This window comes from Nonomuraea sp. KM88 (assembly GCF_052245635.1).
Lineage (GTDB): Bacteria > Actinomycetota > Actinomycetes > Streptosporangiales > Streptosporangiaceae > Nonomuraea.
This window is the reverse complement of sequence record NZ_JBQQCC010000020.1, coordinates 1-13,712: the sequence shown is the minus strand read 5'-3', so window position 1 is coordinate 13,712 and position 13,712 is coordinate 1. Positions and strand designations below refer to the sequence as shown.

At 67.0% G+C, this 13,712-nt stretch carries 14 protein-coding genes; 4 read left to right on the top strand and 10 right to left on the bottom strand.

The window, feature by feature from the left end; genetic code table 11:
- Positions 1 to 312 precede the first annotated feature (312 nt).
- From ACTWPV_RS40690 to ACTWPV_RS40675, 4 genes are all read right to left on the bottom strand, one after another.
- A complete protein-coding gene (locus ACTWPV_RS40690; RefSeq protein ID WP_443155880.1) occupies positions 313 to 693 on the bottom strand; it encodes a TRM11 family SAM-dependent methyltransferase in 381 nt (126 codons plus the stop codon).
- Between the two features lie 48 nt (positions 694 to 741).
- Positions 742 to 1,368 (bottom strand): hypothetical protein, encoded by a 627-nt coding sequence (locus ACTWPV_RS40685; protein WP_443155879.1) that lies wholly within the window; start codon positions 1,366 to 1,368, stop codon positions 742 to 744.
- A gap of 745 nt (positions 1,369 to 2,113) precedes the next feature.
- Entirely contained in the window at positions 2,114 to 3,337 is a 1,224-nt protein-coding gene (locus ACTWPV_RS40680) for a hypothetical protein (RefSeq protein WP_443155878.1), read from the bottom strand.
- Positions 3,338 to 3,651: 314 nt separating this feature from the next.
- Positions 3,652 to 4,392 (bottom strand): hypothetical protein, encoded by a 741-nt coding sequence (locus ACTWPV_RS40675; RefSeq protein ID WP_443155877.1) that lies wholly within the window; start codon positions 4,390 to 4,392, stop codon positions 3,652 to 3,654.
- 138 nt (positions 4,393 to 4,530) lie between these two features.
- Between ACTWPV_RS40675 and ACTWPV_RS40670 the strand changes: the two genes are divergently transcribed.
- Positions 4,531 to 5,121 (top strand): hypothetical protein, encoded by a 591-nt coding sequence (locus tag ACTWPV_RS40670; protein ID WP_443155876.1) that lies wholly within the window; start codon positions 4,531 to 4,533, stop codon positions 5,119 to 5,121.
- Positions 5,122 to 5,219: 98 nt separating this feature from the next.
- Positions 5,220 to 5,756 carry a hypothetical protein gene (locus ACTWPV_RS40665; protein ID WP_443155875.1) on the top strand — a complete coding sequence of 179 codons (537 nt, stop codon included), beginning with the start codon at positions 5,220 to 5,222 and terminating at the stop codon, positions 5,754 to 5,756.
- A gap of 77 nt (positions 5,757 to 5,833) precedes the next feature.
- On the opposite strand, the gene ACTWPV_RS40660 is transcribed toward ACTWPV_RS40665, so the two are convergent.
- The 6 genes from ACTWPV_RS40660 to ACTWPV_RS40635 all read right to left on the bottom strand — a co-directional run bounded on the left by ACTWPV_RS40660 (position 5,834) and on the right by ACTWPV_RS40635 (position 10,826).
- A complete protein-coding gene (locus ACTWPV_RS40660; protein ID WP_443155874.1) occupies positions 5,834 to 6,220 on the bottom strand; it encodes a hypothetical protein in 387 nt (128 codons plus the stop codon).
- 95 nt (positions 6,221 to 6,315) lie between these two features.
- Positions 6,316 to 6,855, bottom strand: a complete 540-nt coding sequence (locus ACTWPV_RS40655) for a hypothetical protein (RefSeq protein ID WP_443155873.1) — start codon at positions 6,853 to 6,855, stop codon at positions 6,316 to 6,318.
- Positions 6,856 to 6,922: 67 nt separating this feature from the next.
- Positions 6,923 to 7,453, bottom strand: a complete 531-nt coding sequence (locus ACTWPV_RS40650) for a hypothetical protein (RefSeq protein ID WP_443155872.1) — start codon at positions 7,451 to 7,453, stop codon at positions 6,923 to 6,925.
- A gap of 32 nt (positions 7,454 to 7,485) precedes the next feature.
- On the bottom strand, positions 7,486 to 8,088 hold the full coding sequence (locus tag ACTWPV_RS40645; RefSeq protein WP_443155871.1) for a hypothetical protein: 603 nt from the start codon (positions 8,086 to 8,088) through the stop codon (positions 7,486 to 7,488).
- A 221-nt stretch (positions 8,089 to 8,309) separates the two neighbouring features.
- Complete coding sequence (locus ACTWPV_RS40640; RefSeq protein WP_443155870.1) at positions 8,310 to 9,314, bottom strand: DUF932 domain-containing protein; 1,005 nt, start codon at positions 9,312 to 9,314, stop codon at positions 8,310 to 8,312.
- Between the two features lie 204 nt (positions 9,315 to 9,518).
- Positions 9,519 to 10,826: a hypothetical protein gene (locus ACTWPV_RS40635; protein WP_443155869.1), complete on the bottom strand. Its 1,308-nt coding sequence runs from the start codon at positions 10,824 to 10,826 to the stop codon at positions 9,519 to 9,521.
- A 490-nt stretch (positions 10,827 to 11,316) separates the two neighbouring features.
- On the opposite strand from ACTWPV_RS40635, the gene ACTWPV_RS40630 reads away from it, so the two are divergent.
- Together ACTWPV_RS40630 and ACTWPV_RS40625 are read left to right on the top strand one after the other, a co-directional pair.
- Positions 11,317 to 11,511 carry a hypothetical protein gene (locus tag ACTWPV_RS40630; RefSeq protein ID WP_443155868.1) on the top strand — a complete coding sequence of 65 codons (195 nt, stop codon included), beginning with the start codon at positions 11,317 to 11,319 and terminating at the stop codon, positions 11,509 to 11,511.
- A 1,015-nt stretch (positions 11,512 to 12,526) separates the two neighbouring features.
- The coding region (locus tag ACTWPV_RS40625; protein WP_443155867.1) for an IS256 family transposase at positions 12,527 to 13,712 on the top strand (1,186 nt) is incomplete at its 3' end.

The window sequence follows — 13,712 nt, the reverse complement described above, 5'->3', positions numbered from 1 at the left end:
GTGACGTGGATGGACAGGCCTGCGGCCGTATGGGCCGTGTGTTCCTGGCGGGCTGTGGTGGGCGCTACGCCCCCGACCCGCCCCCGCGTGGCCCCCGGGGCGGGATGTGGCTGCCGGTCATCGACGGGCGGCCACAGCCCTGGGTTCGGGGTGCGGTAGCGGGGCGGCGGGTGCGTGGGCGGGTGGTATCGACGCCCACCTCCATAGCCCGCGTCAAGCGAAATCCACAGGTTCAGCCCGCGCTCCAGCGCCCGGCCCGAATCCGGGCCCGAACGCCGGAACAATCCGCGCTACTCCAGCTCAGGCTCAGCTCTACGAGCGGATGTGCCCATGTGTGGCAGCCCCGTACGGGTGAGGTGAGCACCAGCGCCGCCCGCCCGGCCAGATCCGGCGGCAGTCGGGCGATGCGCCGGGATCCCCGGCCACCGCTCGTCCGAAGCCGGACGCCCCCTGCTTGCGGGCGTGGCCGAGGTTCGCCACGGCCAGCCGCGCCCATCTCTCCTCGTACTCCACGCCCACGGCGTATCTGTCGAGGTGAGCGGCCTCGACCAGGGTGGTGCCGATCCCGCACATCGGGTCGATACCCAGCTCTCCGGGTGCGGTGTAGGTGGCGATCGTCCTGGCGGCGATGTCGGGCAGCATCGTGCCCGGATGCCGCATCGACTCCGGCACGTACCGGCCCCACCGTTGCACCCGCGACGTTCTGCTGGCCGGTCGCCCACACCGACGTTGTCATCTCGATCATGAACGCTCACTTCCGTCCGCGCTGCCGTCGCCGACGCGTTTCGCCCGCTGAGTGGCTCCGCAGGCCCCCGTTTCCGTTCGGATGAACTCGGAGGTCTTCGGCCGGGTGAACAGCAGCACGTCACTGCGCACGTGCGCTCGCAGGCAATCCGGCGCACTCCGGCAGCTCGTGCGAAGCGGCCAGGCCACGATCGGAGACGTCAGGGTGGATGTGCTCGCCCTGTGCGGGCCGGCGTAGGGCGATGAGGTACTGCAGATACACCAGGCCCGCGGCGCGTGTTTGGGCGAGGTCACGCCCGCCCAGTTGGCGTCGGTGAAGACGGCTACCGGCAGGCGGCCTGCCGTCAGCGCGGCCGAGATGACCTGATGATCGGTGGCGCCCAGGTGAGTGATCGTCTCGCCCATGCGAGTGCAAGTGGCGATGCGATGGCGGGCTGGCCGCCCGCTGACCGGATGACAACAACCGCTCTCGCAGGTGCTGGCTGATTCGGTGTCGGCTGCGGCCAGCCAGACGGTCAGTGGCAGATGTCCCCCCGTGGGGTCGTGAACCTCGCGACGTACGGTGAGTGCGCCGCAAGAGTGGCTGGTCGAGGCAGTGGTGGCCGAGGTGATGGGTTCGGTCATGTGGGTGTGGCCCGAGTACCGGGTCAGCGATCCCTGTCACTTATCCAAATACCTGTCTCGAGGCCCGAGTTAGGACAAGCCGCCAAGCAAAGATCTCGTAATGCCTGTCCGTGCCGCGCTTGTTCTGGGCTCCGCCGCGCAGTCGTTCGCCTGGCTACAACCAGGCTGGGGTGGCAGGCGGGTGCGTCGCGGCCCGGCCGTCTTCCGTCCCGGGCCAGCACCCAGAACCATCGTGGTTCAGCCGCCAACACCACTCCGCCTTGGGCCTTGTTTTCGCAGGTCACAGCGTTTTCGGGCAGTCTCCGGACAAGATCCGTCACCAATCACACGACGGAGTATCCTGATCTTTTGCAGCGAAGGTTGAGCATTATCACCGAAGGCTGATGACCGCCCGGTTTCTCACCGATGGTTAAGCACGCAGGCCAGGTCAGAGCGCGCGGCGGCGAACCTCGGGATAAGAGAACCGGGCGGCCCCAGGCGCATACGCGACCGTGCCGCCACGTCCCGAAGGCGCTGCACAGTCCTCTCACCTGCGGCGTTCCCCCTCACTCAAACTTCGCTGACTCGCGCTGCCTGGACATGATGAAGGTGTGGAACGACTAGGGGAAGCTTCAGCCCCACGACATCCATCTCGTGCACCGGGGCTCGCCTTGAGCATTGATCTTGGCAGGAAGGCAGCGCTGCAATGGGCAGCAGGGCGGTGCGAGGGCCAGTGACCGATGTAGCTCGCGCCGCTTGAGCCCGCTCATTGTCGGTTACTGTCGGATGCTCCCTCGGCTACTGTCTTCACGCCGTCCCGGTCGAGGGCCTCCACAAGATCCGCAAGTGTGATGAACACGTTGGGAGTTACGCCTTTGCTTTTCATGATCTGCCGGAGCTGCGTTCCCGTGTGACGCTCTGCAGCCACGTAGTCGCAGTAACCTGCTGCGCACGAGAGGTACATCATGTCGATCAGGTCGTTTCCCTTCCATCGGTTCTGGCGATCGAGGTAGCGCAGCCGGAATAGCGCCGACAAGTTCGACACGAATGGCATCGTCTCGGTCTGATGGAGCAACTCTTTGGAATCCTGGGCAAACGATGTTGGGGCGACGCCGACCCGTGCTGCGGCTTTGGCGAGCACCTGGATATTGTCGGTCCAGAAGAATCCTGCGGCCTGCTTTCGCCGATCTGTATCGGGGAGTCGCTGTCCGGCGAAGTAGTCAGTAATCTCCTGATTGCGCTGAACCCATGCGGACACGTCGCCCTTCGCCTCAGCGGTGGTGTCGATCAGGCACGACAACGTGGTGGAAGGTTCGGAGAGGACGAGCTGGAACAGATCCCAGTCGTTGTCGATCTCGTATGCTCGCACGCCGTTGGCGAGGAAGGCCTGTGGCTCGGTGGTGACGACAGGCAGCTGCGAGAATGCCGGCAACGGAGCGTCTTCGTGCGTTGCCAGCATCATGGCCACTTCGTTGTCCCAGACCGTCATGGGGGAGCGAAGCTCCCAGCCTCCGGCCAGCTTGGCCATCGCGAGTCCCAAGTTGTAGCGACGATCACCATGGAGCGGGTACGTCTCGGTAAGGTGCGCCGACGAGAGCGGCAGGACGATACCGGCGTCGGTGGCAAGTTCGATGATCCGCATCGCGGCGGTGAGTTCATCCTTGTTCGCAACCTTACGGGGGTCAACCATCGCCCATGCGAGCTTGCTCCAGTGATTCTGGTCGAGGTAGACGGCCGGTCGCCCCTTGTCTGTGCTGATAGGGCTGTACGCCTCCGACACGAGCGTGTCGCCCCTGCGTGTCGTGCTGATCACCCACCAGTGCTCCCAGTCGAAGACCGACTGTGCGACCTGGTTATCTGGCCAGGCTGTCGTCGGTAGCGTCCCGGCGAGACGTTGTCCGTCCGTCGTGACCACCACATATTCATTGCGCACGAAGTCGACCGCCCAGTGCTGGAATCGGTCGGCAGAAAGGACAGGTACGTCGGCCATGAGTCGATAGTGCCGCGCTGGTGCGACAAGACAACCGCGCAACCCCCGGGATCCTTTAGTCGCACTGCTGCGAGGCATGAGTCGTGCCAGCCTGTAGATCTTCTCGGGGCGGTCGCGGGTCGTCGACGCGCCTGACGGTCAGCAGGGGCCGACGGAAGAAGGAGCCGAGGAGATCCCGCAGTACATGACGGGCATTCGCCTGGGTAAGGGGGCTGCGCAAACAGCGCCCTCCCGATGGCCGGGCGATGGTAGGACGCCGAGCTGGTTCATCGACCCCCTGTGCGAGTCGCCGAGTCGTTTCGCCGTTTCGACAGCTACGAACCGCGAAGCCGCTCCACCTCCGCCTCCAACTCGCGAACCTTCGCCTCCAACTCAGCTCTCGTGGGCTTCCGGGTCGCAGTGGGACGGCGAGGCGACTTGGCAGGCACCCGCTTCGCTACGCCGGGTGGCTCCTCCACGAGGCCGATGGCCTCACCGTCCACGATGGTCGCCGGATCGAGGCCGCACTCAGGGCACGATGTGGAACCTGTGAACGCCGAGTGAAGCGTCTTGTGTGTGTAATGCGATCGCTTCTCCACGACGTGGCCGCAGTACAACCGGAGGCGCCATCGCATCAGTTCATGGGGCTGCTTTGGAGCGCCGAGGATACGGCCGAGATTCTCGATTTGCCGTGGCGAGAGTGGCGGTGACGGGCAACACTTGCCGCAGTGCATGGTCAGCGATCCCGAGACCGAGTGGCGCATCGCGTGACAGTCGCCGTGCACCTTTCTGAACCGGGCCTCCTCAGCGTCGTAGCGGATGCGCTCTTCTTCTGTGAAGTACATGGTGCCCTTGAATTCCCATGGCTTCTCGTCTCGATACGGAAGACCGCAACCGGGACATGGCTCGCCCGCAATGTAGGCCTCCCACGTCAACGGACCGATATCGCACCGCACCGCCTCGCGGATACGCTCGGACTCCTTCTGGACACGCTCGTGCTTTCTGGTCAGTTCGAATGGTGCGTCGAAGTCGCCGCGCCGCTCGTACTCAGTAAGGTCAACCATGACTTCGACCATAGGGGCACCTGCGTCCGAGTTCGAGGGGTTATACCTGAAGGCTCTTCCGATCCATGGAGGTGCACCAGCCAAGCGGCCTGCGCCTTAGCCTGGATCCACGGCTTGACATTTGCTGTATGTGTTGCGAAATGAGGCGATTTGTCCTCTGACCTGGGAAGATTGGAGTTCTCTACGCTTCAATCAGCCAGCTTAGGAAGGCACCTTGTAAATGCGATTTTCCCACGCCGGAGCAACACCCACGCGATCTTCGATGAAGAGCAGTTGATCTCCTACGGCGGCCTGGCCACAGCGCTGCGGCTGGTCGAGCGGGCGGGCCTGGAGCACCTGGTCGGCGAGCAGATGGTTCCAGCAGCGGCAGACGGGGTGAACGCTTCCGCGAAGCTCGCCTTGATCGTGGCCGGGATGGCCTGCGGCGCCGACAGCATCAACGACCTGGACACGCTGCGGCACGGCGGGATGGGCGAGCTGTTCGACGGCATCAGCGCGCCGTCCACACTGGGATCGTTCCTGCGCGCCTTCACCTGGAGCAACGTACGACAACTGGACAAGGTCGCCCGGCAGATGCTCGCGGCGCTGGCCCAGCACACGCCGCTGCTGCCGGGCAAGGAAGTCCTGGCGTACTTGGACATCGACTCCATGCAGCGATGCACCTACGGCCATGCCAAGCAGGGCTCTAGGTTCGGCCATACGAAAGAATCCAAGGCAAAAGTGTCCTGGTCCGCGGGCTGAACGTGCCTGCTGAACGCGTCTGACCGGCCGCCGCACAGCCCGGCACGGGCACGTGGGCGAACCCACCGCCCCGGCTGTGGCCACGGCGGATCGCGCGGATGACGGTCCTCTATGGCCGCAACGGGCACCTTCATCGTGTTGTCCGGCACGGCGAGTGTGGCTATCCGCCGGGTGAGCTGCTCGTTTCTTCCTCGGAACACATGGTTGCGCAGAGCGATGTGTCCGATACTGTTCGGGAATATCTCGTGGTGGCATCAGGTGAAGGAGACGCCCGCGTGTGTGCGATGCGGTTCGCCCCGTCCCAGCTCATCGTCGGCCTCTCCTACGATCTGAACAACCCGATGAAGATCCGCGCCAAGCACAAGGTCGCCGGCATGCTTCTCCTCGACCGTGACCACGTCCGCCGCCTGGAGAAGGGCTGGAACGTGCCCGGCGTCTATCTCCTGCTCGACCGCCTGGACAGCGAGGGCCGGTGGGGCGCCTACGTTGGCAAGGCCAGCATCCCGGGCTCCGTCACCGGATGCTGCAGCAGCTTAAGGATCGCGCTCACTGGTACCGGGCGCTGCTCATCCGCTACGAATCCAACAAGGACGAGAGGCTTAACAGCAGCGAAGCCGGATGGTGGACAAGCCTGATCCGGTGGTGCAGGAGGTGTGCCCCGTCCAGCACAATTCGTCTGTGCTGGACGGGGCATGCCACCTACGCCACCGGATCAGGCGCTACCAGCCACATCCTTCTCGTCGTCTTCGTTGAGATCCTCGATGTCCTCTTCGGCCGGTTCTTCGCCACCGCAGATCCGGCAGGCGCGTTCCTCCTCGGCGGTGAGCACCACCGCGGACAACTCCTCGACGCCGATGGTCACGGCCTTGCACAGGCGGTGCCAGCCGTCGATGATCAGCATCCCGCCAGTCGGGACCGTGGCTACGATCAACGGTCGCGACAGATCCACCCGCGCCGCGTGCTCGGCGTCGATGACGATCAGGTTGAGCATGCCCGCCCACCATTCGGTCACGATCCGCCCCTCAGGGACCCGGCCCTGGGTGATCTGCTTGGCGGCGGTGATGTCCCACCGCCAGCCGAGCATCTGGAAGATCTCCATCCGCGAACTGTCCGCCCGCCTCGGCACGAGCTCGGCGACGGTGGCGCTCTCCGGCGCGGTGGGTGCGGGGTCGCCGGTAGCGGTGTCGTGGCGGGTCATGCCGTGGCCTCCTGCCCGGCCGAGGCGCTCGGAGACTGCTGCGGGGAGCAGGCCGGCACGAGTGTCTCGGCTTGGGTGAGGAAGGCGCGGGCGGCGTCTTGCCGGATGAGGGCGAGGCTGTGGTCGAGGTGGGCCAGCGCGAACGCGCGCTCACCGTCCTGCCCGCGCGTGCGCCCGTCCTGGCTGGGGTCGAGTGAGGTGGGGTCGGGCGGTGTGGGGTTGGGCGGAGTGGGGTCGGTGGCGTACGGGCGGATCCAGGAGACGAACCGGGCCACGGCCTGCGCCGGGTGCAGGCCGCCGCCGTCGGCGTGTTCGAGGTGCCGGGCCACCAGCCGCCACCACGTGCACAGGGTCTGCGCGCGCAGGGTGTCGTGCACCTGCACGGCGCCCAGCCGCTCGCCCCGGCCCAGCCGCCGGAACAGGTCATCGAGGTGATCCTGACGGTCGCGTTCGGCCTGCCGGATGATCGCCTCCAGGCAAGCCATACTCTTCTCCGGCGGGGCGCCGGTGTGGGGGTGCTGCTGGGGGTTGTTCATGACAGGGTGTCCCTTCGTTCGGGGGTGTCGCCAGTGCCGGGATGCGCTGGCGTACTCGGCTGGCTGGTCATGGCCCCGCCACGGTCGAGGCAGGCGGGATGAGGCTGTCTGGCCGGTGGTGGTCGTGGTCGGGGGGTGTGGCCGCGAGCGGGTGGGCTGTCTGGTCGATGAGGTGCTGGGTGAGCAGGTGGCCGCTGTCGCGCAGGAAGTCACGGGCGGCCATCCGTGCGGCGTGCGCGAGGGCGTGGTCGAACAGCGTTCCCGGCCGGGTGAGCGGGGGTTCCCCGGTCAGGTAGTGGCGGGCCCACGAGCGCACCCGCCGGAGCGCGTGATCGGAGCTCAGCCTCTTGCCGGTGATCTCCTCGGCCACCCGGTCCCACCAGGCGCGGGACGCCTGAGCGTGAGCGGTGACGAACAGCTGCTCGCCGGTGAGCCGTTGCCCGTTCTGCAAGGCGAAGATCGCCTTCGCCGCTGCCGTGTAGAAGGCGTGGCGGACGGTGGTCATCTTCTCGGCGGTCAACTGATCGCACGAGGCCCGCGTCATCTCGTGCAGCCCGCCGGGCGGGGGTAGCGGGCCGGGCTGACAGGGGTCGTTCATCGTGGGTCTTCCCTTTCTCTGGATGGCAGGAGCTAGTGAGGGGTGAGGGGCACGGGATGGCCGCCCGGCTGGCGGCTCGATACCGGCCCCGCGCCGATCGGGGGAGGGGCGGGCGAGGCAGGCAGGGAGACGGGTGATCGCCGTCTCCGGATAAAGGCATGTGTGCTCGCGCACGCCCTCACCGGCGGTTGCCCATCCCAGCCCTGCTCAGTCGTGATGGCCGGGGTGCCGTGGTCGGCGGAAGGAGCATCGAGATCGGAGGGCAGCGCCAGCGCTTGGGCGAGTTTGTCGGTCGCGTCCAGGAAGGCCCGTGCGCCGCCTCGGCGGGACTCCTCCATCGCTTGGGCGAACAGGCCGCCGTTGGTCACCGGGCGGGCGTGGAGCAACAGGGCGTGGGCGTGTTGCCGTACGGTCAGCAGCGCGGTCGCGCCGTCGACGGTGTCCGCGCGGCCGTGGGTGAGGTCGGTGACCTGCTGCCACCACGACAACCGCTGGTAGGCATAAGCGATCCGACCCAAGTCCTTGTCATGCAGCGTGCCCTCCTCATCGAGACAGACAATGCGGGTCAGGGCCTGCCTGAGGTCCCAGCGGGCGGCGTTGGCGTACTGGACGGTGAGGTCTTCGAGTCGACCCATGATGATCTCCTTCGGTAGCGGTTGATGACGTACGCGGGGCGGCGGTATCAGCCTGAACCGGGTAGTCCTAGGCCCGGTGCTCGCCGCCTGCCGGGCAACCCCGGTGTGAGGGGCGGCGGCGGCCCGTGGGCCCGGTCCGGGGTGGATCGGGTTGGTCGGTTGCGGGTGCGGTACGGCCCCTGTGCCGGGGCCGTACCGGACGCCCGGAGATAGATGGCGGGTCAGGCGGTGGCCAGGAGCCGGAACGCGCGGGCCTTGACCTTGGCGTTGTCGTGGTCATCGAGCAGCGCCCGCTCCGCCCGCACCATCGCCACATCACGGCCGCCGAAGACCGGGCTGCGGTGATCCAGCCGCTCGGTCACCGCGTTGTAGGCCGCCCAGCGCGTGTTGCGGATCGGCTCCTGAGTCGGTGCCTGCGCGAACAGGTGCTCCAACTGGCGCAGGGTCAGCTCGCGGTTCTTACGCGCCAGGTCCTTGGCCCCCGGCGGCAGCGGGTACAGCACGCTGGCGAACTGACGGAACTCGGCGAAATCCATCGGCGTCGCCAGCAGCTTCTCCGCCTCGGCCGCGAACGCCTCCCCGTGCTTCCAGGTCAGCTTCAGCGCCTCACGCGCCTCGGCGATCCGCCCGGCCACGTTGCCGGTATGCCGGACGGTGAACTTCGAGGCGTGATGGGCCAGCGCGGCCCGCTCGGTGTTCGCACAGACGACCCGGACCGGGGTGGCGACGGTGACGAACGACCCCCACCCGTCATGCCGGGAAAACGCCGCCAGATACAGGTCGATCTGATCGAACCCGCCGACCATGAGCGGCTCGGGAAGCCGCATGGTGACGAACACCCGGCGTCCCTCGTTCAGCGACCCGCCGGTGTCGAAGACCGCCCCGGACTCATCGACCAGGGTTTGCAGGAAGCCGGTGACGTCTTCGTTCTGCAGCACCTGGTAGTCCCGGCCGACCCGGCCCAGCCGTTCCGGCGCCCCGGTGACCGGATTGGTGCGCACCACCAGGAAGTCCTCATCCGTGACCACCGGCAGACCGGTGACCGGATCGCTCACCTGGCCGACCGGCACCTTGCGCACGTTCCACCCGGCGAGCTGAGCGTGGGACAACAACTCCTCGGCGGACATCGGACCCGGCGCGGTATAGCCGAGCCCATGCCAGCCCGGCTTACCAGCGGCGGCGAACCCAGCCGAACCGTTAGCGAAGATCTCGATCTCGTGAGCCATGACAGTTCCCTTTCTGATGGGCGGTTCTGATCGGTTGTGGTGAGGGGCGGTGAGGTGCGGGCAGGCGAAACAGACGCGACGCCGCGATGGGGTGTGGTGGGGTTCCGGTCCTGCCGTGTCAGAGGCCGGTACGCCGGTGATCAGCGGGTGGCAGGGGCGTGTCGCAGCCCGGCGCGGAGGGTGGGGCGGCCCGTCCCACCCGGCTCAGCCGTCGTAGGTGTCGGTGGCCGTGTGGCCCGGCTCAGCCGGGCTTCCGGCGGAGGCGTCATCGGGCATGTCGTCGGTGGGGGCGAGGGCGAACCGGCGGGGCCGCTCACACGTCAGCACCGCGTCCTCGAGACTGACGAGCCGGTCCAACGCGTTGGCCACCGCGCCGGAGGAGGCCTCCAGGACCTTGCCGATCTCGTACGGGGTGAAGTCCTTGCCCGGGAACGCGAGCAGATGCGCGTGCACCCGATCCCGCAACGCCCCCGGCCGCACCCCACCCTCCACACCGCTGGCGCTGGCGGTGCCCGGCCGGGTACCGGAGGCAGGGCGGGCCGGGGCGGCGGCGGTACCGGTCAGCACCGCCCGCGCCTCACGGTGCACGGAGGCGACCCGCGCCATCGCCATCTCCAGGCACCCCAGCGCCATCACATCGTTCCCCTCGGCCTTGGCCAGGGCGACCCCGCCGAACAGATCGGAAAGCTCCGCCAGCTCAGCCCGCACCCGCACCCAGGCCGGATCATCCGCCGTCGGCTCGGACACCGGCCCAGACGCATCAGGCTCGGACACGTCAGGCTCAGACAGCGGCCTAGTCACCGGCTCGGATGTGTCAGCGTCGGCAACCGGGACCGGTGCGTCGTCGGCCCGGTCCGTACCCTCGCCGGGCGCGTCATCGCCGGTCACATCCTCCGGCAGGTCCGGCATCTCCTCGATCAGGTCCTCCTCGCCGGTCGGCTCGGCCGCCGGGGCGGGGTCGGCCGAATCGGCGGCGTCTGGGAGCGTCTCCTCCGGCGCGGGCACGGCGTCAGCGTCCGGGATGGCGCTGGCGGTGCCGGTGGCGTCAGCATCCGGGACGGCGGGCGCCGTCTCCGGCATATCGACATCCGAGGTGCCTCGGGCGGTACCGTCCGAGGCGATGGTGTCCGAGGAGGCGGCGTTACCGCTGTTGACGGTGATCGGGTACCACCGGTCGGCGGCGCGGCCCCGTGTCTGACCGTCATTCACCCCCGGCTCACGGCGAGCCCGCTCCTCGGCCTTGAACTGGTTGAGGATCTTGCCCGCCACCATCCGGCTCAGCCCGGCCGCCGCCCCGATCACCGTAGCCGACCCACCCGGCTCGGCGTTCAGCGCCGCCCACACCGCCGTCACACGCCCGTCCGCGTCCGGGGCAGGGTCGGTGTCCGGGGCAGCGGCGTCGGGGCCGTCAGGGGCCACCACAGGCCCGGCGTCGGCGGGAATCGCGACGGCGGTTTCCGTATCAGCGGGGATGATTTCAGTAGCGGCAATTTCCGCGATGTGAATAGCCATGGTGTGAGGCCCTTTCTGGTCGCATCACCGGCCCCCGTCCGGGCCGGTGCTTTTTCGTTTGCATCACGACCATCCCTCGCACGAAACGCGGACGGCAAGTCGACCGGGCCATTTTTTGTATCACCCCAACGGCTGGAGAGGCTAACCTAACAAAACAACCGCTGATCTGTGGAAACATCTCGCGGGAAACTCATGGGATCAGCCTTGACGTCACACGCGCGTCCGGCTCTTCGCCTTTCGTCGGACCACGGCGAACGATGCCCGAATGCCGCGCGAAAGAATCTGCGAGAATAATATGCATCCCGGTTGACAAGCGGTGTTTATCGAGCCTTCATTGAATGAGGTGGTAACACCGTCGACACGGCACCGGAATAACATGCCGAGACATCGACAGGCACACCACATGGCACACGCCAACATGACCGCCGCCCGTCCCATCGTCAGCCCCCGGCAGCCCGCGCTCACCGACCATGGCCCCGGATAGGCGATCATGAGGGGCCCCCGCCACGTTCAACCCGTCATCGTCCGCCTCGAACGCGGCGACGACGGCAGCCTCCTCGAAATCTGCACCTACGAGGAGATGTTCACCTTGGGCGGCGAATGCGACCCCATCGAATACAACCCCGGCGAAGACGCCCCCACCTGCCGGGCATGCACGCCGAGCGCACAACCCGACTCGACATGATCGCCGCCCACATGACCGACATCCTGGGCGACTACCACCACGACCGACACGGCAGGGTGAGGGACATGTACGCGGCGATGTCGGCGACGACGCGGGGCCAGGGGAACCGTCGGGTGTTGGGGGTTGGCGGCACGAAGGCGTCACCCGTCACACGCGCCGGTCACACGCGTGCGACGCACCCATGACCACCTCAGACGAAGACGCTGCTCGCCGCTCAGACCGAGGTCAACACCGAGACCGGCCCGCGGCTTAGCCGCGAGCCGGCCAGACTGCTGGCAGTCCAAGAAGAACCAAGGGATGCAGGCAAGCCGCCGCCGAACAGGACACGAGCAGCACGACCAGCCCCTTCACACACGTGCACACATATTCAAAGGACTCGTCCTTAGACGAGTCGGGCCGCCCATCGCACCGTCCGAAACCGGGAAGGCCTGCGAAAACAACACCTGAGAGGGGTAGCGGCCTTAACCGCAGCAGGGAACGCCACCCCTATTTCCAGTACGGAAATCTCCCCCCATCCGACACACCTTCGCTGCCGCACACGCCCCGATAGCGAACGCGGGAACCGAGGTCGGTGCGGCCGCTCCCCGGCCCCAACGAGTGGGGAGGGCGGCGAAGAGAACCTGCTCACCCACCACCTTCTCGGCAAGGGCCTCACCAGGGCCGGCCGGCAGGCAACCACATGGTGGGCCACGGTAGGAGCATCAGCGAGAGGGGACGGGAAAGTAGCAGATGATGGGAACCACTACGGCAGAGGAGGAGGCAGTGCCGACGTGCCCGCACATATATTCAAGGAGTCGCCTTAAAGCGATTCGGGGCGGCCATCGCAACAGCCGAAACCCGCCTAACCTGAGCAGAGGGCACACCGATGGGTGTGGCGCTCTTAGCGGCGACACTGAGCGCGAGAGCAATGATCGAAACCTGTGGATCTGCCGGGAAGGGGTGTACCTTCCCGGATCATCCGATGATGGTTTCGAGATAAGGCCGACGTTGCAGCGTCGGTCGGGAAGGCACACCCGTGCCGCTTACCGTAGTGCCCGAGCCGCCCGCTGACGACAGCCCGCTGCCCACGTCGGCTTCGCTGATCGATCAGATCGTCCGCGAGGGTGCCCGCCAGATGCTCGCCGTCGCGTTGCAGGCCGAGGTGGACGCCTACGTTGCCGCCTTCGCCGGTGAGCGTGATGAGAACGGTCGCCGCCTGGTCGTGCGGAACGGATACCACGCCGCCCGTGAGATCCTCACCGCGGCTGGTGCGGTCGAGGTCAAGGCCCCGCGGGTCAACGACAAGCGCATCGACGAGGACAGCGGTGAGCGCCGACGGTTCTCCTCGGCCATCCTGCCGGCTTGGGCGCGCAAGAGTCCGCAGATCACCGAGGTGCTGCCGCTGCTGTATCTGCATGGGCTGTCGTCAGGCGATTTCGTCCCCGCGTTGGGGCAGTTTCTCGGCTCGGCCAGCGGCCTGTCCGCCTCGGTCATCACTAGGCTCACCGAACAGTGGAAGGCCGAGCAGCGCGCGTTCGCCGCCCGTGATCTGTCCGGCGTGGACTACGTCTACCTGTGGGTGGACGGCATCCACGTCAACATCCGGCTGGAGGAGCACAAGCTGTGCCTTCTGGTGATGATCGGCGTGCGCGCCGACGGCCGCAAAGAGCTCGTCGCGCTCACCGATGGCTACCGCGAGTCTGCCGAGTCGTGGGCCGACCTGCTGCGCGATTGCGCCCGGCGTGGGATGCGCGCTCCGGTGCTGGCGATCGGTGATGGCGCGCTCGGTTTCTGGTCGGCGCTGCGGGAGGTGTTTCCGCAGGCCAGGGAGCAGAGGTGCTGGTTTCACAAAATCGCAAACGTCCTGGGAGCGCTGCCGAAGTCGGCCCATCCATCAGCCAAGAAGCACCTGGCCGAGATCTGGAACGCCGAGGGCAAAGAACACGCTCAGGCCGCGGTGACCGACTTCCAGGCCGCCTACGGCGCCAAGTACCCCAAAGCGGTCGCCAAGGTCGTCGACGATCTGGAGGAGCTGCTCGCCTTCTACGACTATCCGGCCGAGCATTGGGTGCATCTGCGCACCACTAACCCGATCGTTATCTTGAGCGCTCCTCAATGTGTCTGTCATGTCCAGCATGGTCGAGTGAGAGCCGGTTCCGGGTGTCGTGGATGTGGTTATCTACCGCCGTCCACAACACAGAGGGGCTGGAGGAGCGGTGCTG

Bases quoted from the DNA above. Each gene is read 5' to 3' on its own strand.
- ACTWPV_RS40685 (WP_443155879.1), bottom strand. From the start codon at position 1,368: ATGACCGAACCCATCACCTCGGCCACCACTGCCTCGACCAGCCACTCT.
- ACTWPV_RS40680 (WP_443155878.1), bottom strand. From the start codon at position 3,337: ATGGCCGACGTACCTGTCCTTTCTGCCGACCGATTCCAGCACTGGGCG.
- ACTWPV_RS40675 (WP_443155877.1), bottom strand. From the start codon at position 4,392: ATGGTCGAAGTCATGGTTGACCTTACTGAGTACGAGCGGCGCGGCGAC.
- ACTWPV_RS40665 (WP_443155875.1), top strand. From the start codon at position 5,220: ATGACGGTCCTCTATGGCCGCAACGGGCACCTTCATCGTGTTGTCCGG.
- ACTWPV_RS40660 (WP_443155874.1), bottom strand. From the start codon at position 6,220: ATGGAGATCTTCCAGATGCTCGGCTGGCGGTGGGACATCACCGCCGCC.
- ACTWPV_RS40655 (WP_443155873.1), bottom strand. From the start codon at position 6,855: ATGAACAACCCCCAGCAGCACCCCCACACCGGCGCCCCGCCGGAGAAG.
- ACTWPV_RS40650 (WP_443155872.1), bottom strand. From the start codon at position 7,453: ATGAACGACCCCTGTCAGCCCGGCCCGCTACCCCCGCCCGGCGGGCTG.
- ACTWPV_RS40645 (WP_443155871.1), bottom strand. From the start codon at position 8,088: ATGGGTCGACTCGAAGACCTCACCGTCCAGTACGCCAACGCCGCCCGC.
- ACTWPV_RS40640 (WP_443155870.1), bottom strand. From the start codon at position 9,314: ATGGCTCACGAGATCGAGATCTTCGCTAACGGTTCGGCTGGGTTCGCC.
- ACTWPV_RS40635 (WP_443155869.1), bottom strand. From the start codon at position 10,826: ATGGCTATTCACATCGCGGAAATTGCCGCTACTGAAATCATCCCCGCT.
- ACTWPV_RS40630 (WP_443155868.1), top strand. From the start codon at position 11,317: ATGAGGGGCCCCCGCCACGTTCAACCCGTCATCGTCCGCCTCGAACGC.